Source organism: Nocardioides sp. T2.26MG-1, from assembly GCF_950101795.1.
In the GTDB taxonomy this organism is placed as follows: domain Bacteria; phylum Actinomycetota; class Actinomycetes; order Propionibacteriales; family Nocardioidaceae; genus Nocardioides.
The window spans coordinates 576,621-600,788 of the sequence record NZ_CATNLZ010000001.1; the positions used below are offsets into that span (position 1 = coordinate 576,621).

Here is a 24,168-nt window from a genome sequence, read left to right on the forward strand (position 1 = left end):
GGCACCCGGCCGGCCTGTGGAAAGCCGGCAGGCGGGTTGTCCACAGGCCGGGCCGGCCGAGGCGTCACGCGTCCGGCGCCCGGGTAGGTGCCCGGCGTGACCACGATGCTGCGCGGTGCGCGTCCCGACGAGCCGGAGCTGCCGACGGGCCGGATCGTGCTCGAACCACCGCCACGGCTCCAGCCCCACGAGGGCGCCGGAGGCGTGCTCGTGAACGCGATCCCGATGCTCGGCAGCCTCGGCTCCGTCGCCCTGGTCGCGACCATGGGCCGTGCGGGCGGCGGCCGCGCCCTGATCGCCGGCGGGCTGTTCCTCTTCTCGACCCTCGGCTTCGTCCTGGTCCAGATCGACCGGCAGCGCCGGCAGCGCACCCACCAGGTCGCCGGCCCGCGCACCGGCTACCTGCGCTACCTTGCGGGCGTGCGCCGGGCGGCCCGGGTCGCCGCCGACGCGCAGCGGCGGGCGCTCACCTGGCACCACCCGGACCCCACGGCGCTGCCCGCCCTCGCCGACCAGGCGTCCCGGGTGTGGGCGCGCGACCTCGCCGACCCGCGGTTCCTGCACGTCCGCTACGGCCGCTGCGACCAGCCGCTCGCCCTCGACCTCGTCCCGCCGGAGCACACCACGACCGACGAGGCCGACCCGGTCGCCGTCTCGGCCCTGCACCGCCTACTGGGCGTGCACCGGCTCCAGCCCGAGCTGCCGGCCTGGCTCGACCTGCGGTCCGTCGACCGGGTCGAGGTGTGCGGGCCCGCCGAGCCCGCGCGCGCCCTGGCCCGCGCCCTGATCTGCTCGGCGACCACGTCCCACTCCCCCGACCACCTCGCGATCGCGGTGCTGACCTCCGAGCAGCACCTCGCCCACTGGGACTGGGTCAAGTGGCTGCCGCACGCCCGCAGCGACCGGCGCTCCGACGCCGCCGGACCGGCCCGGATGGTCGCCACCTCGCTCCCGGACCTCGCCGGCCTGCTGCCGCGCGACCTCGCGGCGGCGCCGCACCTGCTGATGGTCGTCGACGGGGCGGAGCCGCCGTCGGGCGACCCCGACGTACCCCTCGACGAACGCGCCGGCGTGACGGTGCTGGACCTGCCGACCCGGTGGGGCGACCTCGACGACGCGACCGGGCTCCGCATCCGGCTCGCCGACGAGCCCACCGGGGGAGGCGCCGGCGACACACCCCGGCCGGCGGTCCTGCGGCGACACCGGGAGGAGCCGGTGCGGGCACGCGCCGACCAGTGCAGCCTCGCGACCGCGGAGGCGCTGGCCCGTCGGTTGGCGCCGCTGCGCCCGGTCTCGCCCGGCGGCGCCGGCCGGCCGGCCGGCGGACCCACCCGGACCGCCGGGCCGCTCGAGCTGCTGGGGCTCGACCGCGTGCACACCTACGACCCCGAGTCGGCCTGGCGGGGCCGGCCCGCGCGCGACCGGCTGCGGGTCCCGATCGGGGTGGGCGACGACGGGTCGGTCGTCCACCTGGACCTGAAGGAGTCCGCCCAGCACGGCATGGGACCGCACGGGCTGGTGGTCGGCGCGACCGGGTCCGGCAAGTCCGAGCTCCTGCGCACCCTGGTGCTCGGCCTCGCCCTCACCCACTCGCCTGAGCAGCTCAACCTGGTGCTCGTCGACTTCAAGGGCGGCGCCACGTTCGCCGGCATGGCGCCGCTGCCGCACGTGTCCGCGATCATCACCAACCTCGCCCAGGAGCTCACGCTCGTGGACCGGATGCAGGACGCGCTGTCCGGCGAGCTGGTCCGCCGCCAGGAGCTGCTCCGGGCGGCGGGCAACTTCGCGTCGATCCGCGACTACGAGGGCGCGCGGGCCGCCGGTGCGAACCTCGCCCCGATGCCGTCGCTGCTCGTCGTGGTCGACGAGTTCTCGGAGCTGCTCGCGGCGAAGCCGGAGTTCATCGACCTGTTCGTCGCGATCGGCCGCCTCGGGCGCTCGCTCGGCCTGCACCTGCTGCTCGCCTCACAGCGTCTCGACGACGGCCGGCTGCGGGGCCTGGAGTCGCACCTGTCCTACCGGATCGGGCTGCGCACGTTCAGCGCCGCCGAGTCCCGCACCGTGCTCGGGGCTCCCGACGCCTACGAGCTGCCCGCCGAGCCCGGGCTCGGCCTCCTCAGGCCCGACCCGGCCACGCTGCAGCGCTTCCAGGCGGCCTACGTCTCGGGTCCGCCGCGGCGCACCGCGCGGATCCCGCCCGAGGACGACGGACCCGTCCCGGGCATCCTCCCGTTCACGATCACCGAGGTCTCGGCCCTCGACGCGTCGGCCCCGGCCGCCGTCGTACGCCGCTCGGCGGAGCCGCCCGGCGACCAGGAGTCGCTGCTCGACGTCGCCGTACGCCGGATGGCCAACCGGGGCCCGGCCGCCCACCAGGTCTGGCTGCCGCCGCTGGACGTGCCCGACCCGCTCGACGGCCTGATGACCGACCTCGTCGCCGACCCGGCGCTCGGACTCGTCTCGCCGCACTGGCGCGGCCGCGGCGGGCTGGTCGTCCCCCTCGGTGCCGTCGACCGGCCGCGCGAGCAGCGGCGCGACACCCTGACCGTCGACCTCGGCGGCAGCGGCGGCCACGCGGCCGTCGTCGGCGGACCACGCAGCGGCAAGAGCACCCTGCTGCGCACGATGGTCGCGAGCCTGTCCCTGACCACCACGCCGCTCGAGTCGCAGTTCTTCGTGCTCGACTTCGGCGGCGGCACGTTCGCGCCGTTCGCCCGCCTCCCCCACGTGGCCGGCATCGGCAGCCGGTCGGAGCCGGACGTGGTCCGGCGCATCGTCGCCGAGGTCCGCGGCGTCGTGGACCGGCGCGAGGAGTACTTCCGCGCCCGCGGGATCGACTCGATCGAGACCTACCGCTCGCTGCGGGCGGCCGGCCGCGCCGACGACGGGTACGGCGACGTGTTCGTCGTGGTCGACGGGTGGAGCACCCTGCGTGCGGACTTCGACGACCTCGAGATCGAGCTGCAGCAGCTGGCCGGCCGGGGCCTCACGTTCGGCCTGCACCTGCTGGTCGGCGCCACCCGCTGGGCGGATTTCCGCGCGGCGACCCGCGACCTGCTCGGCACCCGTCTCGAGCTGCGCCTGGGCGACCCCCTCGACTCCGAGGTCGACCGCTCGACCGCGGCGCGGGTGCCGGCCGGGAGGCCGGGGCGCGGGCTGCTGCCGAGCCGGCACCACTTCATCGCCGCCCTGCCCCGCATCGACGGGTCCGCGGACGTCGACGGGCTCGGCGACGGCGTGACGGACCTGGTGGACCGCGTCGCGGCGGCCTGGACCGGCCCGGCCGCGCCGCGGCTGCGGCTGCTGCCCGACCTGGTCACCCTCGAGGAGGTGCGCGAGGTCTCCGGCCCGGCCGCCGACGGTCGGCGGCTGCTGCTCGGCCTCGGCGAGGGCGACCTGGCCCCGGTCGGTCTGGACGTGGACGCCGAGCCGCACCTGCTGCTGTTCGGCGACGGGAGGTCGGGCAAGAGCGCAGCCCTGCGCGCCTACGCCCGGGAGGTGATGCGCACCCGCAACGCCCAGGAGGCGCAGCTGGTCGTCGTGGACTACCGGCGTTCGCTGCTCGGGGAGGTCCCCGAGGACTACCTCGTCGACTACCTCACCTCCGCCACGCAGGCCCAGCCCGCGCTCCGCGACCTCGCGGCGTACCTGCAGTCCCGGCTGCCCGGCCCCGGTGTCACCGCCGAGCAGCTGCGCCACCGCTCCTGGTGGTCCGGCGCCGAGGTGTTCGTGCTCGTCGACGACTACGACCTCGTGGCCACCCAGCAGGGCTCGCCGGTGCAGGTGCTCCAGCCGCTGCTGGCGCAGGCCCGCGACGTCGGCCTGCACCTGGTGGTGGCACGCCGCTCCGGTGGCGCGTCGCGAGCGCTCTACGAGCCGGTGGTCCAGTCGCTGCGCGACCTGGCCACGCCCGGGCTGCTGCTCTCCGGCAGCCCCGACGAGGGACCCCTGCTCAGCGGGCAGAAGCCGCAACCCGCACCGCCCGGCCGTGGCCGGCTCGTCACGCGCGACCGGGGGGTCGAGGTGGTGCAGCTGGCCTGGTGCGAGCAGCGCCAGTGACCGTCACACGTGTGTGTGCTCGCCGGGGCCCTTGACCCTCGCCCCGGGCAGGTCGGCGAGGTTGTAGGTCATCTCGAACGTACGCCGGTAGCCAGTGTGGGCGACCCGCCAACCGTCCGGGGTCCGGGTGTAGCGGTCCTCGTAGAACGCCGCGCCCTCGAGCATGAAGCTGAACTCCGGGACGATCACCTTGTCCTGCAGGTACCAGCGGCCGGTCGCCGCGTCGCCGTCGACGTCGATCTCGGGGTGGTGCGCCTGGTGCAGGGTGAGCCGCCCCTCGCCGAGGTTCTCCCGCATGTAGGCGACCAGCGCCGCCCGGTCGGCGAAGACCAGTCCGTTGTAGTCGCCGGTCGCGTCCGGCAGGAAGCACTCCGCGAACTCGTCCCAGCGCTTCGTGTCGAGGGTGCGCAGGTAGCGGTACTTGAGCCGGCAGATCTGGTCGATGTCGTCCACGAAACGAGAACGTATTCCAGTTTCGCGCTGTTCGTAAGGGACCTCCCGGCACCACGCGGGCCGAGCCCAGCCACGCGCCGGAGGGCAGCGGTTGACCTGCTCGTAACACACATTCAACCTCCCGGCGACAATGCTTTGGCACTCTAGGAGCCGAAGTCGCTCCCTCCGGGCGACCCGACCGACCGATGGAGGCCGAGATGGACCACCCCACCACCACGCCGGACCGCGACCTCGACCGGCTCCGCGAGCAGCGCGTCGAGCTGCGGCTGCGCCACGCCCAGCGGTTGACCAGCCTCATGGAGGAGCGCGCCGACCTGCGCGGCGTCCACGCCCTCGCCGACTACTTCGACGACGCGGTGCGCTGGTCCGCCTGACCGGCACCGGAGGTGACTGAGGTCGGGAGGGGCCTCGTTATAGTCGCGACGTGATCTTCAAACGCGTCGGCGACGGGAGGCCCTACCCCGACCACGGGCTCTCGTCCCGCGCATGGGCGGCGGTCCCGCCCCGACAGGTGCGCCTCGACCAGCTCGTCACCACCAAGGACACCCTCCAGCTCGCGGCCCTGCTCGACGAGGACTCGACGTTCTACGGCGACCTGTTCGCCCACGTGGTCGAGTGGCGTGGCGAGCTCTACCTCGAGGACGGGCTGCACCGCGCCCTGCGCGCGGCCCTCCAGCAGCGCAACGTGCTGCACGCGCGGGTCCACACGCTGGAGGACTGATGGTCGAGGGGGCCCGGTCGGCGATCACGATCTCCGCACTCGGCCTGCTCCTGGCGCTCGCCGCCGCCTGGGGGTGGTCGGCTGCGACCAAGCCGCTCCCGGCCAAGGTCGACACCCCGATCTGCGTCGACCACGGCGTCGCGGCCGGGACGAAGGTCTTCCCGCAGGACGTCACCGTCAGCGTCTTCAACGCCGGCACGCGGGAGGGCTTGGCCGGCCGCACCATGCAGCTGCTCACCGACGACGGCTTCGCGGAGGGCACGATGGGCAACGTCAGCGCACGCGTCGGGGTGGTCCAGATCTGGACCCTCGAGCCGGACAACCCCGCCGTCCGGCTGGTGGCCAGCCGGCTCGGTCCCGGCGTCGAGATCGAGCGCCGCGACCCACCCGGGGTCGGCGTGGCGGTCGTCGTGGGCGACGGGTTCCGCGACCTCGTCGAGGGCCGGCGCTCGACGGCGGCCGACTCCGACGCCACGATCTGCAGCCCGCCGGTGGGGTGAGACCGCTCAGGACGGCGGGCGGCGGGGCGGCTTCTCGACCAGCCACTGGGCGAGCCGGCCGCGCTCGCTGACCTGGCGCAGCCGCTCCTCGGTCTGCCACCGCAGCTTGCGCGGGGTGACCACCAGCAGGTCGTCGCCGTGCCGCAGGACCGTACGCCGCTCCGGCACCAGCGTCTGCCCGTCCCGGATCACCATCGACACCGACGCGCCGCGCGGCAGCCGCAGCTCGCCGACCTCGACGCCGTGCATCCGCGAGGTCGGCGCGATGAAGACCTGGAGCAGGTCCGCGGCGATCCGCTCCAGCGGCGCGGCCTCGACCTCCAGGCCCCGGGGCTCCGAGCGGCGCGCCACCTTGAGCAGCCGGGCCACCGCCGGCAGCGTCGGCCCGGTGAGCAGGGTGTAGATCACCACCATCACGAACACCAGGTCGAAGAGCCGGGTGGCGTCGGTGACGCCCTCGGCCAGCGGGATCGTCGTGAGCACGATCGGGACCGCGCCGCGCAGTCCCGCCCACGAGACGAACGACAGCTCGCGCCACGGCATCGGCTGCGCGACCGAGCTGGCGAGCACCGACAGCGGCCGGGCGACGAAGGTGAGCACCAGCCCGGCGACCACGGCCAGCCCGACTGTGGACAGCGTGATCCGGCCCGGCGAGAGCAGCAGGCCGAGCGTGACGAACAGGCCGATCTGGGCCAGCCAGGCGAGGCCCTCGGCGAAGGACCGGGTGGCGGCCCGGTGCGGCAGCTCGGAGTTGCCGAGCACCAGGGCGCCGACGTACACCGCGGCGAACCCGGACCCGTGCACGAACGTGGCGCCGCCGTACGCGAGGAACGCCAGCGTCATCACGGCGAGCGGGTAGAGGCCGGACGACGGCAGCGCGGCGCGGCGCATCACCCAGGCGCCGCCGAAGCCGGCGGCGAACCCCAGCGCGACACCGATCGCGAGCTCGTAGGCGATGATGCCGACCATCGCCGGTACGCCGTGCTCGGCGGCGGCCCCGGTCGAGATCAGCGTGACGAGCACGACCGTCGGGGCGTCGTTGAGGCCGGACTCCGCCTCGAGGGAGCCGGTGAGGCGCTTGGGCAGCGGCACCACGCGCAGCACCGAGAACACCGCGGCCGCGTCGGTCGGGGACGTCACCGCGCCGAGCAGCACGGCGAGCTCCCACGGCATGCCCAGCAGGTAGTGCCCCGCCAGGGCCACGACCGTCACCGAGACCGCGACCCCCAGGGTCGCGAGCGAGACCCCGAGCCGGATCGAGGGCCGCATCTCGCGCCAGCTGGTGGTGAGACCACCCTCGGCCAGGATCACCGCGAGGGCGCCGAACCCGACCGCGTGCGCGACCTCGTAGTTCTCGAACTGGATGCCGGCGCCGGACTCGCCCAGCGCGACGCCCATGAGCAGGTAGACCAACAGGCTGGGGAGGCCGGCGCGAGTGGACATCCGGACCGCGAGGATCGCGAGGAACGTGACCACGGACCCGACGAGGATGAACGCGTCGAGATCGTGGACGTCGAACGACACAGGTCACCTCGGCGATCGTCGGGGCGCGGGTGCGCAGTCTATCGGTGCGCCCGGTCCGACTCCGGCCGGAGGAAGGGTCAGCCGGTGGGGGTGTAGCCCGGCCGGCCCGAGGCGTCCCACTCCTCCCAGAACGAGGTGAACTCCTCCCCCAGGAACGGGTCCCCGCCGGTCATCGCGATGCCGCCGCGCCGCACGGTCCAGTCCCAGGGCGCCAGGTCCTGCGCGAGCGCGAGCTGGGTCTTGGCGGCGTCGGTGCGCCCGGCGCGCTGGTGGTGCGCCGCGATCCGGCGGTGGGCGAGCGCGAGCTGCTCGTCGTCGGTGCGCTCGGCAGCCGCTCTGTCGGGCACCTCGGGGAGGGTGCCGTCCCGCACCCAGGCCCGCAGCAGGTCGTGGTGGCGGGCGCTCTCGATCTGCGTGAACTCCACGAACTGGTCGTCCCCGGGGGCGATCGTCGGCGGCTTCACGATCCGGTCGTGCTCGTCGACCCACACGACCGACGGGACGTTGGTGATGCCGTACCGCTCCGCGGTCACGTGGGCGGTGTCGACGGCGACGGGGTACGTGGGGGCGGCCTGCTCGATCCAGGGCCGGGCATCCTCCGGGTCGGCGTCGAGCGCCACCGAGAACAGCCGCAGCCCGGCGTCCGCCAGCTCCTCCTGGAGCCGCTGCCAGCCGCCGAGCTCGTGCCGGCAGCCGCACCAGGAGGCCCAGGTCACCAGCACCCGCTTGTGCCCCGAGTGCTGGTCGAAGGAGACCGGGTGGCCGTCGACGTCGTTGAGGGTCAGCGACGGCGCCCGGCCGCCTGCGAGCTCGGTGCGGTGCGCCTCGGCCGACGGGGCGAGCGCCACGACGTCGCCGTCGCGGGCCACGAGGAGGCCCAACGCCTCGGGCACCGAGCGGCCGAGCAGGGGGACGCAGGTGTCGTCGCGGCACAGGCCCTCCGGCTTGAGCGTCCACCCGAGCACGCCCGCGAGCGCCTCGTCGGTGAGCTCCGCGGCGACCTCGCGCTCGGTACCGTCGACGTCGATGAGGGTCGCCACGACGGACAGGATCGCACGGAAGTGGAACTTGTTCTAGATTTGGCGCCATGAGCAGAGGCACCGAGATCCCCGACGTCCTGACCGCCGACGTCCTGACCGCCGACGTCCTGGCCGGCGCGTCGGCGTACGACGTCGTCGTCGTCGGCTTCGGGATCGCCGGCGGCTGCGCCGCGCTCGAGGCGGCCCGGGCCGGCGCGCGGGTGCTGCTGCTGGAGAGGGCCGCCGTGCACGGCGGCACGTCGAGCATGTCCGGCGGGCACTTCTACCTCGGCGGCGGCACCGCGGTGCAGCAGGCCACCGGGCACGAGGACTCGCCCGAGGAGATGTACAAGTACCTCGTCGCGGTCTCCAAGGAGCCCGAGCACGACAAGATCCGGGCCTACTGCGAGGGGTCGGTCGAGCACTTCGGGTGGCTGGAGGCGCTGGGCTTCGAGTTCGAGCGCTCCTACTACCCCGAGAAGGCCGTGATCCAGCCCGGCACCGAGGGCCTGATGTACACCGGCAACGAGAAGGTGTGGCCCTACCAGGACCAGGCGCGGCCGGCGCCGCGCGGCCACAAGGTGCCGGTGCCCGGCGACACCGAGGGCACCAAGATGGTGATGGACCTGCTGCGGGCCCGGGTCGAGGAGGCCGGGGTCGAGGTGCGCTACGAGACCGGCGCCACCAACCTCGTGGTGTCCGGGGAGGGCGCGGTCGTCGGGCTGGCCTGGAAGTCGTTCGACGAGACCGGGTACGTCGCCGCCGGGGCGGTCGTGATCGCGGCCGGCGGCTTCGTGATGAACCCCGACATGGTCGCGGCCTACACCCCCCGGCTCGCCGAGAAGCCGTTCACGCTGGGGTCGACGTACGACGACGGCCTCGGCATCCGGCTCGGCGCCTCGGTCGGCGCCGAGCTCAAGCACATGGACGAGCCGTTCATCACCGCGCCGTTCTACCCGCCGGCGGCACTGATCACGGGCTTCGTGGTCAACCAGCACGGGGAGCGGTTCTGCAACGAGGACGGCTACCACTCGCGCACCTCGCAGTTCGTGATGGAGCAGCCGGACTCCGCGGCGTACCTCATTGTCGACAGCGAGCACGTGGAGTACCCGAAGTTCCCGCTCGTGCCGCTCATCGACGGCTTCGAGACGATCACCGAGCTCGAGGACGCGCTCGGCCTCCCGGCCGGCTCGGTGGTCAAGACGCTCGAGCGCTACAACGAGCTCGCCGACGCCGGCGAGGACGTCGACTTCCACAAGGCACCTGAGTGGCTCGCACCCCAGCGCATCGGGCCGTGGGCGGTGTTCGACCTGCGGCTCGGCAAGGCGATGTACGCCGGCTTCACGCTCGGCGGCATCCGGGTCACGGTCGACGGTGAGGCCCAGCGCCCCGACGGCTCGGTCGTCCCCGGCCTCTACGCCGCCGGCGCCTGCGCCTCCAACCTCGCCCAGGACGGCAAGGGCTACTGCTCCGGCACCCAGCTCGGTGAGGGGTCGTTCTTCGGCCGGCGGGCTGGTCGGCACGCTGCGCGAGTTTCGTCGGCCGGCCGATGAAACTGGACCGGGCCGTAAGGTCGGGCCCGTGAGCAGGTTCGCAGTCGCTTCGAGGGCCAACGTGCCGCCGTTCCACGTGATGGACCTGCTGGCGGCGGCAGCGGCGCGGCAGCGCACGCACGGCGACATGCTGAACCTGCTGGCCGGGCAGCCGATGACCGGCGCGCCGGTGCCGGTGCGCGAGGAGGCCAAGCGGCTGCTCGACTCCGGTGACCCGCTGGGCTACACGCCGTCGGCCGGGATCCTCGAGCTGCGCCAGGCGATCGCCGGCCACCACCGGCGGATGCACGGCATCGACGTCGACCCCGAGCAGGTGGTGGTGACGACCGGCAGCAGCGGCGGGTTCCTGCTGGCGTTCCTCGCGGCCTTCGGGGTCGGCGACCGGGTCGCGATGGCGCGTCCGGGCTACCCCTGCTACCGCAACGTGCTGACTGCGCTGGGCTGCGAGGTCGTGGAGATCCCGACCGGCCCCGAGACCCGCTTCCAGCCCACGGTCGACCAGCTGTCCGAGCTCGACGACATCAAGGGCCTCGTCGTCGCCAGTCCCGCCAACCCCACGGGCACGATGCTGCTGCCGAGCGAGCTGGCCGCGCTGGCGGCGTACTGCGAGGACCGGCAGATCCAGCTGATCAGCGACGAGATCTACCACGGCATCGAGTACGCCCCGCTCACCGGCGGCGACCGCATGGCCCGCAGCGCCTGGGAGACCAGCCGCGAGGCAGTCGTGTTCTCGAGCTTCTCCAAGTACTTCTCGATGACCGGCTGGCGGATCGGCTGGATGCTCGCCCCCGACCGACTGCGCCGGGCAGTCGACGTGCTCACCGGCAACTTCACGATCTGCCCGCCGGTGATCGCGCAGCGCGCGTGCCTCGCGGCGTTCGACGACGCGTCGTACGCCGAGCTCGACGGCCACGTCGCACGCTACGGCGACAACCGCCGGATCCTCCTCGACGGCCTGCCGAAGCTGGGGATCACCGACCTCGCGCCCGCGGACGGCGCGTTCTACGTGTACGCCGACGTCGGCCACCTCACCGACGACACGATGCGGTTCGCGCACGAGCTGCTCGCCCGCACCGGCGTCGCGGTCGCCCCCGGCGTCGACTTCGACACCGTCGACGGGCCGCGCTACATCCGGCTCAGCTTCGCCGGCCCGGGAGCCGAGATCGAGCAGGCCCTCGAGCGGCTGTCCACAGTGCTCGACCGCTGAGGTTTCTCCACAGCCGCCGCCCGGCGACCCTCCCTGTGACCCCACCCGGGGCCAGCAGGAAGGGGGCACCAGATGTACGGCGACACCACGACGATCCGAGCGCTCGCGGCCCGGCTGCGCGAGCGCGGCGACGAGATCCGCGGCGAGGCGACCATGCTCGCGACCCGGGCCGAGCAGGTCCCGTGGCAGGGCCTCGCCGCCGACGCGATGCGCGAGCAGGCCCGGGTCCGCGCCGCGGCACTGCGGCGCACCGCCGCGCTCCACGACGACGCCGCCGACGCCCTCGACCGGCACGCCCGGGAGGTGGACCGGCTCAAGGACCTGATCGCGGCCATCGAGAGGAAGGTGCACCACCTGCTCGCCGAGGCCGCCGACGGGGTCGGCGGCCTGGTCGGCGGGGCGATCCACGGAGCGGTCCACGGCCTGCGGGACCTGGTCCCCGGCGGACCGGCCGGCTTCGTCCCGCCCCCGCCCGGCAGCCGTGCGTGGCTGAGCGTCGACCTCCCGGGGCTGGGCCGGTCATGAGCGCCGACATCGTCTCCGTCACCGGCGGGTCCGCCGGGCTGGCCGCGACGTACGCCGCCGTCCGGGAGCTTGCCGACACCTACGACGCGGCCGGCAGCCGGCTGCGCGGCTGGGCCGCGCTCGGTGCCGAGACGATGACCGACCCCGACCTGGCGGAGTCCGCGATCCTCGCGCCGCTGACCTTCGCGGAGGCCGAGGCCGCGGTGCTGGCCGCGACCACCGGGCCCGACGGGGTGCTGGTGGAGTCGTGCGGCTGGGAGGTCGACGCGGTCGCCGTGCGCGCCGCGGTGGCGGCGCTCGAGACCGCCGACGCGCTCGTCCGGGCGGCGGTCGACCAGGTGGACCACGCGGTCGGCCGGTCGGTCGGCTTCACGCTCGGCGCGACCGCGCCCGGCCTGGTGCCGCTGCTCGCCACGACGCTGCCGCTGGTCCCGCCCGGCGTCTGGCACGCGCTCGAGGACTGGGTCGTCGCCCACCCCGGCGTCGTCCAGCACGCCGCGAACGGCGGCGGCGGGGTGCTCGAGGGTCTCTGGGACGGCACCACCCCGCTGGCCCCGGGCGGCCCCGTGGGCCTGCCGCTGGTCGTCCCCGACGCCGCTGCCGGGGCGGGCCTGCTCGCGCTGCTCTACGGCCCCGCCGGCCACGCCGCGGTGACCGGGCTGCCCGGCGTCCGCGGCGGCCCCGACGCCCAGCCCGGCGACCTGGCGGGGCTGATCTCGCACCTCCACGACGTCGCCGACCTCTCGCCCGACCCCGACTCGCCGCTCAACGGCACCATCGAGATCCAGACCCTCGACGCCGGCACCGACCACGTCCGGCACATCGTCTACCTGCCCGGCACCGACGACATCGCCACCCTGCCGTGGACCCAGGACGACGACACCCGGGACTCGGCCAGCGACCTGGCATCGGCGGCGGGCCACCAGACGGTCTACCAGCAGGGCATCCTCCAGGCGATGGTGCAGGCCGGCATCGGGCCGCACGACCCGGTGCTGCTGGTCGGCCACTCCCTCGGCGGCATGGAGGCGGCCGCGATCCTCGGCCGGGGCGGCGACGGGTTCAACGTCACCAACGTCGTCACCGCCGGGTCGCCCACCGCGCAGGTCGACGGGTTCCCGGCCGGCAGCCACCTGCTCTCCCTCGAGCACCACGGCGACGTCGTACCGCTGCTCGACGGCGCGGACAACCCCGACTCTGTCGAGCAGGCCACGGTCACCTTCGACGACGAGCCCACCGGCATCCTCGACGCCCACGACTACCACCACTACGTCGCCGGAGCGGCGGCGGCCGACGCGTCGGCGGACCCGTCCGTGCGGGAGCAGCTCGCCAGCCTGCACGCCCACGGCTTCCTGGGCGCCGGTGGCGCGACCACCGAGGCGCAGGTCTTCCAGATCGTCCGGCAGCCGTGACCTCCTCCCGCGTTTCGCACCCCGGCATTCGGGGAAGGCGGGCGAGGACCACCCGGCGACGACTCCAGGGAAGGTGGCTCGTGTACGGCGACACCGACGTGATGCGCAGACGAGCGGCACAGCTGCGCGACCAGGGCGTCGACCTGCGCGCGATGGCCGACCGGCTGGTCGCCCAGACCGAGGCGGCCGGATGGACCGGCCGCGCCGCCGACGCGCTCGCTGAGCGGATCCGCGACCGGGCGGCCCTCCTGCGCGAGCTGGCGTCCCACCACGACGACGCGGCCGACTCGCTGGAGTCGCACCTGCTCGAGGTCGACCAGCTCAAGGACGCGATCGCGGGCGCGGAGCGGCACGCGGACCACCTCCTCGCCGAGGGCCGGGTGCCGGGCGGGTTCACGGCGCCGCCCCCGGGCCACCACGACTGGCTCACGGTCGAGCTCCCCCGCGCCGAGCTGCCCGGCGCCGAGCTGCCCGGCGCCGAGCTGCCCGGACCCTGACATGGCGACCATCGACCTCAGCACCCCGCCCCCACCGGCCGCCGGAGCGCTCGACGAGATGCCGCGGCGGCTCACCCTCACCCTCCCCGAGCTGCGCTACGTCGCCGAGCAGGCGGGGGGCGCCCCGCTGCCGTTCGAGACGGTCCCGGCCGGCGCCGACCCGACGCTCGCCGGCCGGCTCGGCGGCGACCCCGCGACCGGCACCGAGGCCGAGGCGTACGCCGCCGCGCTGGCCGCGCTGCACGAGCCGCGCGCCTCGCTGGCCCGCCGGGGCCTGCTGGTCGACACGGTCGTCGACGAGGGGCTGCTCGGTGCCGTCGGGCTGCTCGCGAAGCCGGCGGTCGCGGTCGACGTCGAGGTGGCTGCGGGCGGCGCCCGGGCACGCGCCTGGCACCGGCAGCGAGCCGGCGCGGTCGCCAGCCTGGCGAGCGTGGACGGCCTCGTGTTCGAGCTGGCGTGGTTCCCGGTGCACCGGTGGGTCGACGAGCTGTCCCGGGTCGCCGTACTCCCCGAGGACCACGGGACCCGGGAGTCCGGGGTGCCCGGCCACGTCGACCTCCCCTACGCACTGCTCGACGCCGCCGGTGAGGCGGTCCGCGGGCACCGCTCCGACCTGCTCTCGGTGCTGGCCGCCGAGCACACCGGCCGGGCCCGCGACGGTGCGGGGCGCGCGGTCCCCGACCTCGAGGTCGTCACGCTGCTCGGCGCCCTGGCCGACGAGTCGTGCGGCCGGCTCCGCGCGCTGGTCGCCGACGTCTCCGGCGACGTGACGACCGTGGTCGGGGTCGTCTCGTGGGTCCTGGTCGCCGACGGCTGGCGGGTGCTGCGGCCTCGCCGGGCCGACGGCGTCGACCGGGTCGTGGTCGAACGGGTCGCGCCCGGAGACCTCGCGCGCGAGCTCGCGCCGGTGCTCGCCGAGGTCGCGGGGGTGCAGCGATGACGCCCGAGCGGACCGACCGCTACGACTCGCTGCTGCGGCTCGCCGACCTGTTCGACGGCGCCGGCGCCGAGATGCGCAGCCGCGCCGCGCTCGGCGAACAGGTCCTCCGCGACCCCGGGGTCGCGGAGTCGGCGCCACTGTCGCCGACCACGTTCGGACGGGTCGACGAGCACGTGCGGGCGGCGACCACCGGACAGCGCGGCCTGCTCGGGCGGTCGGTCGAGCTGGACGCCGACGCGCTGGTCGTGCGCGCCACCGTCCTCACCTACCGCTGGATCGACGAGCTCCAGGACGCCGCCTACCGCACGCTCGGCTCGATCGCGGGCCGTGCCGTCGGCTACCTCGCACCCGAGGTCGCCCTCGGTGGCGCGATCGTCTCCGCGGGGCTGATCGAGACCGACGCGCTCGACCGCGACGAGGTCGCGGCGTACCTCGACGAGCTCGCCCGGCACAACCCCGAGCTCTTGGACCACGTCGCCGGCGGCGGTGGTCTCCTCGACGGCCTGCAGATGCGCTCGCTGCTGACGGCGAGCTTCCTCGCAGGCGACTCCGGCCCCGCTGCCGCTCGCGGCGGACTGCGGGCCGCGGGCGCCGAGCCGTTCGCCACGGACCTCGGCTCGGCGCTCCGTGACGTCGCGGGCGGCCTGGTCACCGCTCCCGCGGGGCCGCCGCACGCGGCATCGATCGACACCGATCACGGACGCCGACTGGCCGGTCTCGAGGACCTGATGACGGCGCTGACCTCGGCGCCCGACTCGGTCTGCGTGCACGAGGTCGCGCCCGCGCGCTACGTCGCGTTCCTCCCCGGGCCGCACGTCGGTGCCGGGGGACGGCTGCTCCTGGCCGGCGGCGACCACCTGACGTACGCCGAGCGCGCGATCCAGGCCATCGAGGCGGCGCTGCCGCGGGCCGACGAGCCGGCGCACGTGATGCTGGTCGGCTGCGCCCAAGGGGGCGTGACGGCGGTGGACATCGCGGCCGGCATCGTGCCGGCCGGCTTCGTCGTCGACCAGGTCGTCACCGCCGGGGCGCCGTCGGCGCTGGTGCCGCGGGTCCCGGGCCCGACCCGCGTGCTCTCGCTGGAGGACCGCTCCGACCCGGTGGCGCTGCTGGGCTCGCTGGTCAACGCCGACGCCGACAACCGGCTCACCGTCGTCTTCGACGGCGAGGGCGCCACCGGCTCCGCCGGCTACCTCGTCGGTGGCCGCGCGGCCGACGCCGCGCCACACCCCGAGCTGCAGGCCGAGATCGACCGGATCCGAGAGCTGGGCTTCCTCGGGTAGCTACAAGATGTCGTGCACCAGCTCGCCGAGCTGGGTGAGGTTGCGACACTCCACCATCGGCACGATGTCGCCGTACCTCGTCGCGGCGGAGTCGCCGGTGTCCCAGTGCCGGCGGTGCTCCGGGTTGAGCCACCAGGCGTGCCGGGCCGAGCCCGCGAGCCGCTTCAGCACGTCGAGGTTGAGGTCGCTGTAGTTGGAGCGGGCGTCCCCGAGGATCAGCAGCGACGACTTCGGGCCGAGCGCGTCGGCGTGGTTCACCTCGAACTTCGCCAGCGCGCGGCCGTAGTTGGTGCGGCCCCACAGCGCCGCGTGCGCGGTGCTCGCGGCGAGGTCGGCCATCACGTCGGCGGGGTCGGCGCCGGGAGTGAAGTACGGCGTGACCTCGTGGACGTGGTCGATGAACGTGAACGCCCGTACCTTCTCGAACTGGTCGCGCAGGGCGTAGACGAGCAGCAGCGTGAACTGCGCGAAGTTCGCGACCGAACCGCTCACGTCGCAGAGCACCACGAGCTCCGTGCGGTGCGGCCGCTTGGGCTTGTGGTGGGTGATCATCGGGACACCGCCGGTCGACATCGACGCGCGGACGGTGCGCCGGAAGTCGAGCGGTCCCCGTCGGCGGGCGTGGTGCTCCTGGGTGAGGCGGGTGGCCAGGCGTCGGGCCAGCGGGTAGATCTCGCGCCGCATCTCCTCGAGATCCGCCTTGCGCGCGGCGGTGAAGTCGAGCCGGTCGATGGTGGGGCGGACCGCGACGCCGGCGACGTGGTCGGGCCCCTTCTCCTCGGCGATCCGGCGCCGTGCGTCGGCCTCGACCAGCGTGGTGAACGAGCCGATCCGGCGCGCGGCCTCGCGGCGCCCGTCGTCCTCGGGCCGGCCCGCGGCGAGCAGAGCCGCGACGATCCGGTCGGTCAGCTCGGCGGGCGCGACCCGCTGCAGGGCGGTGTACGCCGACCACGACGACAGGCCCGGACCGCGGCCCGGCATCGCGCCGAAGCGCGCGACCATGTCCGCCGCCAGCTCGACCATCGCCTGCCGGTCGCCCTCGGCCAGGGCGTCGACGACCTGGTCGCGGAAGCCGGACAGCGCCTCGGCGTTGTCGCGGACGCCGCCCTCGGGGTCCTGCTCCCGGGTCGCCGCGGCCGCCCCGTCGCCCACCATCCGCGGGAAGTAGAGGTCGAACAGGGCGTCGAACGTGGGCCGCTGCGACTGCTTCTTGACCAGCGTGGCGGCGTACCCCGCCCGTACCGTCGCGCGGTCGTCCCACTCCAGGGCCCGCAGCGCCCGGATCGCGTCGAGGTCCTCGGCGAGCGACACCGACAGCCCGGCGCCCCGCAGGGCCTCCAGGAACTGGATGTGGCGGTCGACGAGACTCATGACGGCACGCTCATGCCCGGAGCCGTAGCTCCTTGACGGCGCGCGCCTGGTCGGACGCGTGCTTGAGGACGACGCCCAGGGTGTCGGCGATCGCCCGGTCGTCGAGGTCGCCGATCTCGAGCGCCACCAGCGTGCGCGCCCAGTCGACGGACTCCGCGATCGACGGCGCCTTCTTGAGGTCGAGGTCGCGCAGCCGGGTGATCGTTGCGACCAGCTGGGCCGCGACCCGCTCCTCGAGGTCGGGGACCTGCGAGGACACGATCTCGCGCTCCCGCTCGGCGTCGGGGTAGTCGAGGTGCAGGTACAGGCAGCGCCGCTTGACGGCCTCCGACAGCTCGCGGGTGGCGTTGGAGGTGAGCACGACGAACGGGCGGCGTACGGCGCTGACCGTGCCCAGCTCGGGGATCGTGACCTGGAAGTCGGAGAGCACCTCGAGCAGCAGCCCCTCCACCTCGACGTCGGTTTTGTCGACCTCGTCGATGAGCAGCACCGTCGGCTCCTCCCGCCGGATCGCGGTCAGCAGCGGCCGGGTCAGCAGGAACTCGTCGGTGAAGATGTCGTCGTGGGTCTCCGACCACGCCTGGTCGGTGCCCTGGCTCGACTGGATCCGCAGCAGCTGCTTCTTGTAGTTCCACTCGTAGAGCGCCCGCGCCTCGTCGAGGCCCTCGTAGCACTGCAGCCGCACGAGGTCGGCTCCGGTCACCCGCGCCACGGCCTTGGCCAGCTCGGTCTTGCCGACGCCCGCCGGACCCTCCACCAGCAGCGGCTTCTCCAGCGCCCCCGCGAGGTACGCCGTCGTGGCGGTCGCCTCGTCGGCGAGGTAGCCGGACGCGGCGAGGCGGGCAGCGGCGTCGGCAGGCGTGGCGAACCACGAGTTCGGCTGCGGCATGCGCGACATCCTCGCGCACAACGACGCTCCCCGCCGGTGGGGTGTGACCCAGGCGACCTGGGCCCGCGGTCGCGTCACCTCGACCGGTCCTCCTCGTTGTCGATCTGGGAGAGGGACGCGCGGGTCCTGGGGGGACAGGCGCGGAGGAACGGCACAGGAGGAGCGAGACCCATGCCCCACCGACTCCCTGGTCGCGTGCGCCTTGCGTGCGGTGCGGTCAAGCTCGCGGTCGTCGCCGTGCTGGCCGTGCTGGCCCTCGGCAGCGGCCCCGGCGCGGCCGTGGGGCAGCGGAGCTCGGCTCCCGTGGACGTCGACCAGCAGCTCGCCGCCCAGCCCGGCCCCGTGGCGCGCAAGCTCGCGCGGCACCACTGCTCGCCCACCGGCTTCGACGACGGCCGGCAGCCGGTCTCGGCCGTGGTCCGCTCCGCCCGCGGCGCGCTCCGGTTCGTGGACTTCGACACCGGCTGGCGGGTCTACACCCGCCACGGCGCGGCCACGCTGGTGGCGGTCTGCCTCGACGACCCGCCGGTGCGGTAGGCGCTTGCGGGGTTCGGCTGCTGGCAGCCGATCCCCGCACGACACGCCGGGGCCCATCGGCGTGTCGTGCGGGTTCCGGCTGCCAGGTGTGACCGGTGGTGCCGTTGAGGCGGCGCCTCAGCGGGCGCTACGACGGGGCCGACCCGTGCCGGCCCTCGCCGCCGGCGAACCGCGCCGCGCCGTCGAGCGCCCCGGCCGCCAGCGACACCAGGCCGTGCCGCAGCTCACCGGCCATCGCGTCCTCCTCGCTGAGGCCGTCCTGCTCGAGCAGCGAGAGCCGGTCCTGGCGCAGGCACTCCTGGGGCAGCGCCGCCAGCGAGCGGGCCAGCGCCTCGGCCTCGACCCGGGCCTGCCCGACCGGCACCACCCGGTTGACCAGGCCCATCCGCTCGGCCTCCCACGCGTCCACGGGCCGGCCGGTGAGGACCAGGTCCATCGCACGGCTCGTGCCGATCAGCCGCGGCAGCCGCACCGTGCCCCCGTCGATCAGCGGCACGCCCCAGCGCCGGCAGAACACGCCCAGCACCGCGTCGCCCGCCGCCACCCGCAGGTCGCACCACAGCGCCAGCTCGAGGCCGCCGGCGACGGCGTACCCCTCGATCGCGGCGATGACGGGCTTGGAGAGGCGCATCCGGGTCGGCCCCATCGGGCCGTCGGCTCCCTCGATGGGCTCGGCGACCTGGTTGCCGCGCTCGGTGCCGATCGCCTTGAGGTCGGCGCCCGCGCAGAACGTGCCGCCGTCGCCGTACAGCACCGCGACGCTCTGCGTGTCGTCCGCGTCGAACGCCCGGAACGCCGAGGCCAGCGCCGCGGCGGTCGGGCCGTCGACGGCGTTGCGGGCCTCGGGACGGTCCAGCACCACGGTGGTCACCGCACCGTCGACCTCCACCCGGACGCTCACGACTCGACCGTCCCGGAGACCTCGACGATGCCTGCCGCGTGCCGCTGCGCGAGCTCGCGGTAGTACGGCGGGTTCTGCTCGACCCAGAACTCCGACGACGTGCCCTCGATGGGCTTCGTGGGCCGGGCGGGTACGCCGGCGGCCACCATGCCTCCGGGCAGCTCGGTGCCCGGCGTCACCACGGAGCCCGCGGCGACCAGCGTCCGCGGCCCGACGACCGCCCGGTCGAGGAGTGTCGAGCCGTTGCCGACGAGCGCCTGCTCGCCGACCTCGCGGCAGTGCACGACGCACCCGTGGCCGATGGTGGCGTCGCGGCCGATCACCAGGGTCTCGCCGGGCGCAGCGTGGAGCACGGAGTTGTCCTGCACGTTCGCCCCCTCGCGGACCACGATCGTGCAGATGTCGGCGCGCAGCACCGCGCCGTACCAGACGCTGGCACCGCGCTCGACGGTCACGTCGCCGATCAGCGTGGCGGTCGGGGCGACGAACGCCTCGGGGTGGACGGTCGGGCGCTTGCCCTCGAACTCGAAGGAGACCATGGGGCCCATTCCACACGGTTCAGCGCGTCCGCCGGCGCAGCACCACCACGACGGTCGCCGCATAGAGGGCTCCGATCAGGACGGCGAAGATGCTCTCGGCCGCGGCCGGCACGTCGACGTCCACGTTCGTGGCGGCCACGAGCACCGCGAGCACCAGCACCGGCAGGCCCCAGAGCAGGGCCGCGCCGAACACCGCCGCGACGATGTCGAGCGTCTGCTCGTCCCGCTCCTGCTGCGTGCGCACGGTTCGATCATCCGTCGCCCGCGGCGGGAAGGGAACGGGCACGAGTAACGGCGAGAGGAGCCCCGCCGTATGACACGGCCATGGTCGGGACCGGTGCCCGGGCTTGCGCCTGGTTCCCGCGGTCCGATTCCTGTGTCGGCTCCTCTCGCCGTGGTCCCATCACACCTCGCCGGAGGCCCTGTGGTGCAGGGGCGAAGGTCTCCTATCTCGGGGGCCCCCGGCCCTCCCGGCCACCGACCGCGCCTCCTAACGTCGACAAAGGACTGACCACGAGAGGGACGTGAGCATGTACGCGATCAAGGGCGACCGGTTGCTCGTCCAGGGCAACCGCGCCGGCGAGCCGTTGCGCGACGGCGAGATCATCGCCGTCCGCGGTGACGACGGGGCGCCGCCGTACCTCGTCCGCTGGACCGACGACGGCCACGTGTCGCTGACCTACCCGGGTCCGGAGACCTGGATCCAGCACTTCGTGCACGCCCCCAGCATGGACTGACCTGGCAGCCACCGCGGCCGAGTGCGACCGGCCGGGGCGAAGGTCTCACCTCCCGGAGGTCACAGGCCTCTTCCGGTGCTGCCGGCGACCTTCTACCGTCAGACCATTACCGGTCTGGGAAGGAGCCACCATGCACGCGACCAAGGGCGACCGTCTCGTCATCCACGGCAACCACGTCGGTGAGCCGCTCCGCGACGGAGAGATCGTCGACGTGCGCGGTCCCGACGGCGCACCGCCGTACGTCGTCCGCTGGGCCGACAGCGGCCACGAGTCCCTCACCTACCCCGGACCCGATGCCGAGGTCCAGCACCTGGGGCACGAGGACACGGACTGAATCGAGGCCGAACTGGGCGCCGTCCCGGCCGCTGCGTGAGCGGACGGGACGGCGTATCCGACCGGGCGGGCCGCGCCCGGTCGGACGTCAGTGGGTCAGGTGCACCGGCTTGCGGGTGACCGCGCCGATGTCGACGGCGGCGGTCTCGAGCAGCTGGTGCGCGAGGTCGGCCAGCGCTCGCGCGGCCGCCAGCTCGCTGCCGATCTCGGGCACCTCCGGGTCGGCCGGGTTCAGCCGGGCGATGCCCCATCCGGTGAGCGTGACCGCGGAGAGCTCGGTCGAGAGGCGCGCCTCGGCGCGCGTCTTGCCGTCGTGCTCCCCGATGAAGATCTCCACCGACCAGGTCGTGGTGTGCATGGTCCCTCCTCGGTGTCGTCGTCTCCTCCCAGCGAGGCACCGGGACGGTCCGGTCCACCAGAGGCCAAGGTCACGAGCGCGGGGGGACGTCAGGGCGGTTCACCTGATGACACGCACCGCGGACGAGAACGGCCCCCGATCCGCAGTGCGGATCGGGGGCCGTTCCCATGGCGGTGGCGGAGGGATTTGAACCCTCGGTGGGCTTGCACCCACAAACGCTTTCGAGGCGTTCTCCTTAGGCCGCTCGGACACGCCACCGCCGGAGAGAGTACCGGAGCGGCCCGGTGGCGACGAAATCCGTCAGGGGGTCCAGGCCGGGTCGCGGCCGGTCGCTCCGGCGAGCCGGTCCAGAGCGGGAGCACCGGGTGGGACCGGCACCGGCGGCCCGAACGGCCCGCCGCCGGCGGCCCCGGCCGGCGCCTCGAAGCCCTCGGCGAAGGCGAGGCTGGCGAGCACGGCCTCCACCCCGGGCGCGTAGGGCTGGCCGGTCGCGCGGGCGAGGTCCCAGCCGTGCACGACGACCTCGTCGAGCGCGACCAGCGCCGCGATGCCGGCGGGCATCTCGAACGGGCCGGCCTGGGTGGTGCCGTCGTACGCCGCGGGGTCGCGCCACGCCTCGGCAAGCGCGTGCAGCCGCCCGCTCAGCTCCTCACGCCAGCCCTCGGCCAGCCGCGAGCCGTCGACGTCCGGCGCCCCGTCGCCGGGCAGCGGCTCCTTGCGAGCCGACAGCGTGAAGGCGAGCGAGAGGCCGTTGAGGTGGTCGAGGAGGTCGGCGACCGTGTACGCCGGGCAGGGGGTCGGGTCAGCCAGCTGGTCGTCCCGCACCCCGCGCACGAGCGCGGCCACCGCCGCGGTCGCCGGTCGGAAGTCGATGGTGTCCATGCCAGGACCGACCGGCGCCGCACGGCGTACTCATCGCTCAGAGAGCGGGGACCGTCAGCACCGACGGCCACAGCGGCCCGGTGCGCACGGTGAGCGGCGTCAGCGTGGCCGGCAGGTCCGGCACCGTGGGCAGCAGGTGCGGCACATCGAAGGCCTGGATCGCGATCCGCAGCCGGTGCCCCGGGGCGAGCCGCGCGGCCGTCGGGAACACCTCGACATCGACGGGCGCGACCTCCCCGGGTGGGAGCGACTTCTTCGCCGCGCGCGTGAACAGGTGGAACGGCTGGATCACCGAACCGTCGAGGTAGCGAGTGCGGTCCCGGTCGAGCGCTCGGTGCGAGATGACCTGCCAGCCGCCGGTCAGCCGGGTGACCCTGCCGTCGGGTGCGACATCGGAGACCGACACCGAGAGCATGCCGTCGCCGGACGGGGTGGAGGTGTAGAGCCGGGCGTTGATCGGGCCGCGCAGGCGCAGCGGCGCGGTGAGCGGCTCGGTCTGGAAGACGACCCCGGTGTTGTCGTTGGGCGCGTTGTCCTCCCAGCAGGGCAGCCCGTCGAGCACGGTCGAGGGCAGCCCGGCCATCCACTGCGCGGTCGAGCGGGTGCACAGCCCGGAGACCGGCACCGGCGGCACGATCGCACGGCCGTCGACGGCCGCGCCCTGCGTCAGGACGCCGATGCCGCCACCCGCGGTCGCGGAGCCCGAGAGCCGGAAGGTCTCGGCGTGCTGGTCGCCCATCCACTGCCGCGCGCGCGTCCAGCGGCCGCTGCCCTGCTCGTAGTAGGTGATCGGCGGGATGTCGGAGTCGAGCGCCCGGTCGGGGACGCCGCGCACGTACCGGTCGAACCACCGCAGCTGCAGCTCGCTGAGCGAGCCGTAGCCGGCCTGGTCGATGTCGGCGGCCGAGGAGCCCTCGAGGTGGTTCCACGGGCCGATGATCATCTTCACCGGCACGCCCCGCCGCTCGAGGTTCTCGAAGAGCAGCGGGGTGCCGCGCTGGAAGATGTCGAACTCCCCGCCGACCAGGAACGTCGGCACCTGCACCCGGCCGATCACCCGGTCCGGCGAGCGGTCGCGGTAGAACCTCCCGTCGTACGCCTCCTCGCCCCCGGTGAGCGCCTTCAGCATCAGCGGGATGGTGAACGTCGCGGCTGCGGTCAGGTGGTCCACGAACGCGCCGAACCCCGACTGCGGGTCGGTCGCGGTGACCGCCGGCGGGAGCACGCCGGTGCCGGTCACCAGGCCCAGCCACAGCGGGATGAAGCCCACGTCGATCTGGCCGCCCGAGGCGACGACGTCGCGGTAGACGTCTGCGGCCGGGACTTGCGGGAAGATCGCCTTGAGCCCCTTCGGGCGGGCGCCGGCGGCGAAGATCTGGCTCATGCCGAGGTACGACGGGCCGCTCATGCCCACCCGGCCGTCGCTCCACGGCCGCATGCGTGAGTGCGCCCACTCGACGATCTCGCCGGCGTCCTTGTCCTCTCGGCGGCTGAACGCCGCCCACTGCCCCTCGGAGCTGCCGGTGCCGCGGGCGTCGACGGTGAGCTGCGCGTAGCCCCGCTGCACGAGGTAGTTCGGGCTGCCACCGGTCAGACCGCCGCTGACGGCGCCGGACGCCTTGTTGTACGCCGTGATCGTCACGATCACCGGCAGCCGCCGGCGCACCGGCGTGCCGTCGGCGCGCGCCGGGAGCACCAGGTCGCCGCGCAGCACGGTGCCGTCGGACATCGGGATCGCGAGGTCCGTGCGGGTCACCGTCGAGGGGTAGATCTCGGGCCGCGGAGTCCACACACCCCGCTCAGCCGAGATTGCCGGCGCGCCGTGCGCGCGCGGCATCATGGACGAGATCGCGGGCGCCGGACCCACCAGGGCCCCGGCGACGAGGACGGCGGCGAGACGGCAGCTGAGCCTGCGGATCCGGGTCATGCCG

25 protein-coding genes and 1 tRNA gene are annotated in these 24,168 nt (G+C 74.4%); 14 read left to right on the top strand and 12 right to left on the bottom strand.

The genetic code is table 11. From position 1 onward, the window contains the following. Positions 1–105: 105 nt before the first annotated feature. Complete coding sequence (eccCa, locus tag QQZ14_RS02845) at positions 106–4,059, top strand: type VII secretion protein EccCa (RefSeq protein WP_284533072.1); 3,954 nt, start codon at positions 106–108, stop codon at positions 4,057–4,059. Between the two features lie 3 nt (positions 4,060–4,062). On the opposite strand, the gene QQZ14_RS02850 is transcribed toward eccCa, so the two are convergent. Further along, positions 4,063–4,512, bottom strand: coding sequence for a nuclear transport factor 2 family protein (locus QQZ14_RS02850; RefSeq protein WP_284532652.1), 450 nt, complete (start codon positions 4,510–4,512; stop codon positions 4,063–4,065). A gap of 197 nt (positions 4,513–4,709) precedes the next feature. Here QQZ14_RS02850 and QQZ14_RS02855 point away from each other — a divergent pair, with 197 nt between their 5' ends. The 3 genes from QQZ14_RS02855 to QQZ14_RS02865 are packed head-to-tail and all read left to right on the top strand — an operon-like array spanning position 4,710 to position 5,733. Then, positions 4,710–4,886: a hypothetical protein gene (locus tag QQZ14_RS02855; protein ID WP_284532653.1), complete on the top strand. Its 177-nt coding sequence runs from the start codon at positions 4,710–4,712 to the stop codon at positions 4,884–4,886. A gap of 50 nt (positions 4,887–4,936) precedes the next feature. After that, positions 4,937–5,233: a type II toxin-antitoxin system VapB family antitoxin gene (locus QQZ14_RS02860; protein WP_284532654.1), complete on the top strand. Its 297-nt coding sequence runs from the start codon at positions 4,937–4,939 to the stop codon at positions 5,231–5,233. Further along, entirely contained in the window at positions 5,233–5,733 is a 501-nt protein-coding gene (locus QQZ14_RS02865; RefSeq protein ID WP_284532655.1) for a LytR C-terminal domain-containing protein, read from the top strand. Before QQZ14_RS02860 ends, QQZ14_RS02865 begins: the two co-directional genes overlap by 1 nt. A 6-nt stretch (positions 5,734–5,739) precedes the next feature. On the opposite strand, the gene QQZ14_RS02870 is transcribed toward QQZ14_RS02865, so the two are convergent. Next, on the bottom strand, positions 5,740–7,257 hold the full coding sequence (locus tag QQZ14_RS02870) for a potassium/proton antiporter (protein WP_284532656.1): 1,518 nt from the start codon (positions 7,255–7,257) through the stop codon (positions 5,740–5,742). Between the two features lie 77 nt (positions 7,258–7,334). Next, positions 7,335–8,306, bottom strand: a complete 972-nt coding sequence (locus QQZ14_RS02875) for a redoxin domain-containing protein (protein ID WP_446740472.1) — start codon at positions 8,304–8,306, stop codon at positions 7,335–7,337. Positions 8,307–8,344: 38 nt separating this feature from the next. On the opposite strand from QQZ14_RS02875, the gene QQZ14_RS02880 reads away from it, so the two are divergent. The 7 genes from QQZ14_RS02880 (at position 8,345) to QQZ14_RS02910 (ending at position 15,690) form a co-directional block, all read left to right on the top strand. After that, positions 8,345–9,829 carry an FAD-binding protein gene (locus tag QQZ14_RS02880; RefSeq protein ID WP_284532658.1) on the top strand — a complete coding sequence of 495 codons (1,485 nt, stop codon included), beginning with the start codon at positions 8,345–8,347 and terminating at the stop codon, positions 9,827–9,829. Positions 9,830–9,857: 28 nt separating this feature from the next. Next, on the top strand, positions 9,858–11,036 hold the full coding sequence (locus tag QQZ14_RS02885) for a pyridoxal phosphate-dependent aminotransferase (protein ID WP_284532659.1): 1,179 nt from the start codon (positions 9,858–9,860) through the stop codon (positions 11,034–11,036). Positions 11,037–11,108: 72 nt separating this feature from the next. Continuing rightward, positions 11,109–11,561, top strand: coding sequence for a hypothetical protein (locus QQZ14_RS02890; protein ID WP_284532660.1), 453 nt, complete (start codon positions 11,109–11,111; stop codon positions 11,559–11,561). Further along, positions 11,558–12,970 carry a hypothetical protein gene (locus QQZ14_RS02895; RefSeq protein ID WP_284532661.1) on the top strand — a complete coding sequence of 471 codons (1,413 nt, stop codon included), beginning with the start codon at positions 11,558–11,560 and terminating at the stop codon, positions 12,968–12,970. Before QQZ14_RS02890 ends, QQZ14_RS02895 begins: the two co-directional genes overlap by 4 nt. Before the next feature lie 80 nt (positions 12,971–13,050). Then, positions 13,051–13,467 (top strand): hypothetical protein, encoded by a 417-nt coding sequence (locus QQZ14_RS02900; RefSeq protein WP_284532662.1) that lies wholly within the window; start codon positions 13,051–13,053, stop codon positions 13,465–13,467. 1 nt (position 13,468) lies between these two features. Further along, positions 13,469–14,407 (top strand): hypothetical protein, encoded by a 939-nt coding sequence (locus QQZ14_RS02905; RefSeq protein ID WP_284532663.1) that lies wholly within the window; start codon positions 13,469–13,471, stop codon positions 14,405–14,407. Further along, positions 14,404–15,690, top strand: coding sequence for a hypothetical protein (locus QQZ14_RS02910; protein WP_284532664.1), 1,287 nt, complete (start codon positions 14,404–14,406; stop codon positions 15,688–15,690). Before QQZ14_RS02905 ends, QQZ14_RS02910 begins: the two co-directional genes overlap by 4 nt. Here the strand turns inward: QQZ14_RS02910 and QQZ14_RS02915 are convergent, their stop codons facing one another. Together QQZ14_RS02915 and QQZ14_RS02920 are read right to left on the bottom strand one after the other, a co-directional pair. Further along, on the bottom strand, positions 15,691–17,061 hold the full coding sequence (locus tag QQZ14_RS02915; RefSeq protein WP_284532665.1) for a vWA domain-containing protein: 1,371 nt from the start codon (positions 17,059–17,061) through the stop codon (positions 15,691–15,693). A gap of 10 nt (positions 17,062–17,071) precedes the next feature. Then, on the bottom strand, positions 17,072–17,950 hold the full coding sequence (locus QQZ14_RS02920) for an AAA family ATPase (RefSeq protein ID WP_284532666.1): 879 nt from the start codon (positions 17,948–17,950) through the stop codon (positions 17,072–17,074). Positions 17,951–18,121: 171 nt separating this feature from the next. Here QQZ14_RS02920 and QQZ14_RS02925 point away from each other — a divergent pair, with 171 nt between their 5' ends. Beyond that, entirely contained in the window at positions 18,122–18,487 is a 366-nt protein-coding gene (locus QQZ14_RS02925; protein WP_284532667.1) for a hypothetical protein, read from the top strand. Positions 18,488–18,614: 127 nt separating this feature from the next. On the opposite strand, the gene QQZ14_RS02930 is transcribed toward QQZ14_RS02925, so the two are convergent. The 3 genes from QQZ14_RS02930 to QQZ14_RS02940 are packed head-to-tail and all read right to left on the bottom strand — an operon-like array spanning position 18,615 to position 20,171. Continuing rightward, positions 18,615–19,388 carry a crotonase/enoyl-CoA hydratase family protein gene (locus QQZ14_RS02930; RefSeq protein WP_284532668.1) on the bottom strand — a complete coding sequence of 258 codons (774 nt, stop codon included), beginning with the start codon at positions 19,386–19,388 and terminating at the stop codon, positions 18,615–18,617. After that, positions 19,385–19,927, bottom strand: coding sequence for a gamma carbonic anhydrase family protein (locus QQZ14_RS02935; protein WP_284532669.1), 543 nt, complete (start codon positions 19,925–19,927; stop codon positions 19,385–19,387). Before QQZ14_RS02935 ends, QQZ14_RS02930 begins: the two co-directional genes overlap by 4 nt. Positions 19,928–19,946: 19 nt before the next feature. Beyond that, positions 19,947–20,171: a hypothetical protein gene (locus tag QQZ14_RS02940; RefSeq protein ID WP_284532670.1), complete on the bottom strand. Its 225-nt coding sequence runs from the start codon at positions 20,169–20,171 to the stop codon at positions 19,947–19,949. 286 nt (positions 20,172–20,457) lie between these two features. Between QQZ14_RS02940 and QQZ14_RS02945 the strand changes: the two genes are divergently transcribed. After that, positions 20,458–20,664, top strand: coding sequence for a DUF1918 domain-containing protein (locus QQZ14_RS02945; RefSeq protein ID WP_284533074.1), 207 nt, complete (start codon positions 20,458–20,460; stop codon positions 20,662–20,664). A gap of 130 nt (positions 20,665–20,794) precedes the next feature. Next, on the top strand, positions 20,795–20,998 hold the full coding sequence (locus tag QQZ14_RS02950; protein WP_284532671.1) for a DUF1918 domain-containing protein: 204 nt from the start codon (positions 20,795–20,797) through the stop codon (positions 20,996–20,998). Positions 20,999–21,085: 87 nt separating this feature from the next. On the opposite strand, the gene QQZ14_RS02955 is transcribed toward QQZ14_RS02950, so the two are convergent. The 4 genes from QQZ14_RS02955 to QQZ14_RS02970 form a co-directional block, all read right to left on the bottom strand. Continuing rightward, positions 21,086–21,355, bottom strand: a complete 270-nt coding sequence (locus tag QQZ14_RS02955) for a dsRBD fold-containing protein (RefSeq protein WP_284532672.1) — start codon at positions 21,353–21,355, stop codon at positions 21,086–21,088. Positions 21,356–21,523: 168 nt separating this feature from the next. Then, positions 21,524–21,613, bottom strand: a tRNA-Ser gene (locus QQZ14_RS02960). A 42-nt stretch (positions 21,614–21,655) separates the two neighbouring features. Continuing rightward, positions 21,656–22,237 carry a TIGR03086 family metal-binding protein gene (locus tag QQZ14_RS02965; RefSeq protein ID WP_284532673.1) on the bottom strand — a complete coding sequence of 194 codons (582 nt, stop codon included), beginning with the start codon at positions 22,235–22,237 and terminating at the stop codon, positions 21,656–21,658. 37 nt (positions 22,238–22,274) lie between these two features. Further along, positions 22,275–24,164: a CocE/NonD family hydrolase gene (locus tag QQZ14_RS02970; protein WP_284532674.1), complete on the bottom strand. Its 1,890-nt coding sequence runs from the start codon at positions 24,162–24,164 to the stop codon at positions 22,275–22,277. Positions 24,165–24,168 lie beyond the last annotated feature (4 nt).

What these genes read in the sequence shown, in the direction of transcription:
- eccCa (WP_284533072.1), top strand. Translation starts at nt 106, where the DNA reads ATGCTGCGCGGTGCGCGTCCCGACGAGCCGGAGCTGCCGACGGGCCGG.
- QQZ14_RS02855 (WP_284532653.1), top strand. Translation starts at nt 4,710, where the DNA reads ATGGACCACCCCACCACCACGCCGGACCGCGACCTCGACCGGCTCCGC.
- QQZ14_RS02865 (WP_284532655.1), top strand. Translation starts at nt 5,233, where the DNA reads ATGGTCGAGGGGGCCCGGTCGGCGATCACGATCTCCGCACTCGGCCTG.
- QQZ14_RS02880 (WP_284532658.1), top strand. Translation starts at nt 8,345, where the DNA reads ATGAGCAGAGGCACCGAGATCCCCGACGTCCTGACCGCCGACGTCCTG.
- QQZ14_RS02890 (WP_284532660.1), top strand. Translation starts at nt 11,109, where the DNA reads ATGTACGGCGACACCACGACGATCCGAGCGCTCGCGGCCCGGCTGCGC.
- QQZ14_RS02895 (WP_284532661.1), top strand. Translation starts at nt 11,558, where the DNA reads ATGAGCGCCGACATCGTCTCCGTCACCGGCGGGTCCGCCGGGCTGGCC.
- QQZ14_RS02905 (WP_284532663.1), top strand. Translation starts at nt 13,469, where the DNA reads ATGGCGACCATCGACCTCAGCACCCCGCCCCCACCGGCCGCCGGAGCG.
- QQZ14_RS02910 (WP_284532664.1), top strand. Translation starts at nt 14,404, where the DNA reads ATGACGCCCGAGCGGACCGACCGCTACGACTCGCTGCTGCGGCTCGCC.
- QQZ14_RS02915 (WP_284532665.1), bottom strand. Translation starts at nt 17,061, where the DNA reads ATGAGTCTCGTCGACCGCCACATCCAGTTCCTGGAGGCCCTGCGGGGC.
- QQZ14_RS02920 (WP_284532666.1), bottom strand. Translation starts at nt 17,950, where the DNA reads ATGCCGCAGCCGAACTCGTGGTTCGCCACGCCTGCCGACGCCGCTGCC.
- QQZ14_RS02925 (WP_284532667.1), top strand. Translation starts at nt 18,122, where the DNA reads ATGCCCCACCGACTCCCTGGTCGCGTGCGCCTTGCGTGCGGTGCGGTC.
- QQZ14_RS02935 (WP_284532669.1), bottom strand. Translation starts at nt 19,927, where the DNA reads ATGGTCTCCTTCGAGTTCGAGGGCAAGCGCCCGACCGTCCACCCCGAG.
- QQZ14_RS02945 (WP_284533074.1), top strand. Translation starts at nt 20,458, where the DNA reads ATGTACGCGATCAAGGGCGACCGGTTGCTCGTCCAGGGCAACCGCGCC.
- QQZ14_RS02950 (WP_284532671.1), top strand. Translation starts at nt 20,795, where the DNA reads ATGCACGCGACCAAGGGCGACCGTCTCGTCATCCACGGCAACCACGTC.
- QQZ14_RS02955 (WP_284532672.1), bottom strand. Translation starts at nt 21,355, where the DNA reads ATGCACACCACGACCTGGTCGGTGGAGATCTTCATCGGGGAGCACGAC.
- QQZ14_RS02965 (WP_284532673.1), bottom strand. Translation starts at nt 22,237, where the DNA reads ATGGACACCATCGACTTCCGACCGGCGACCGCGGCGGTGGCCGCGCTC.
- QQZ14_RS02970 (WP_284532674.1), bottom strand. Translation starts at nt 24,164, where the DNA reads ATGACCCGGATCCGCAGGCTCAGCTGCCGTCTCGCCGCCGTCCTCGTC.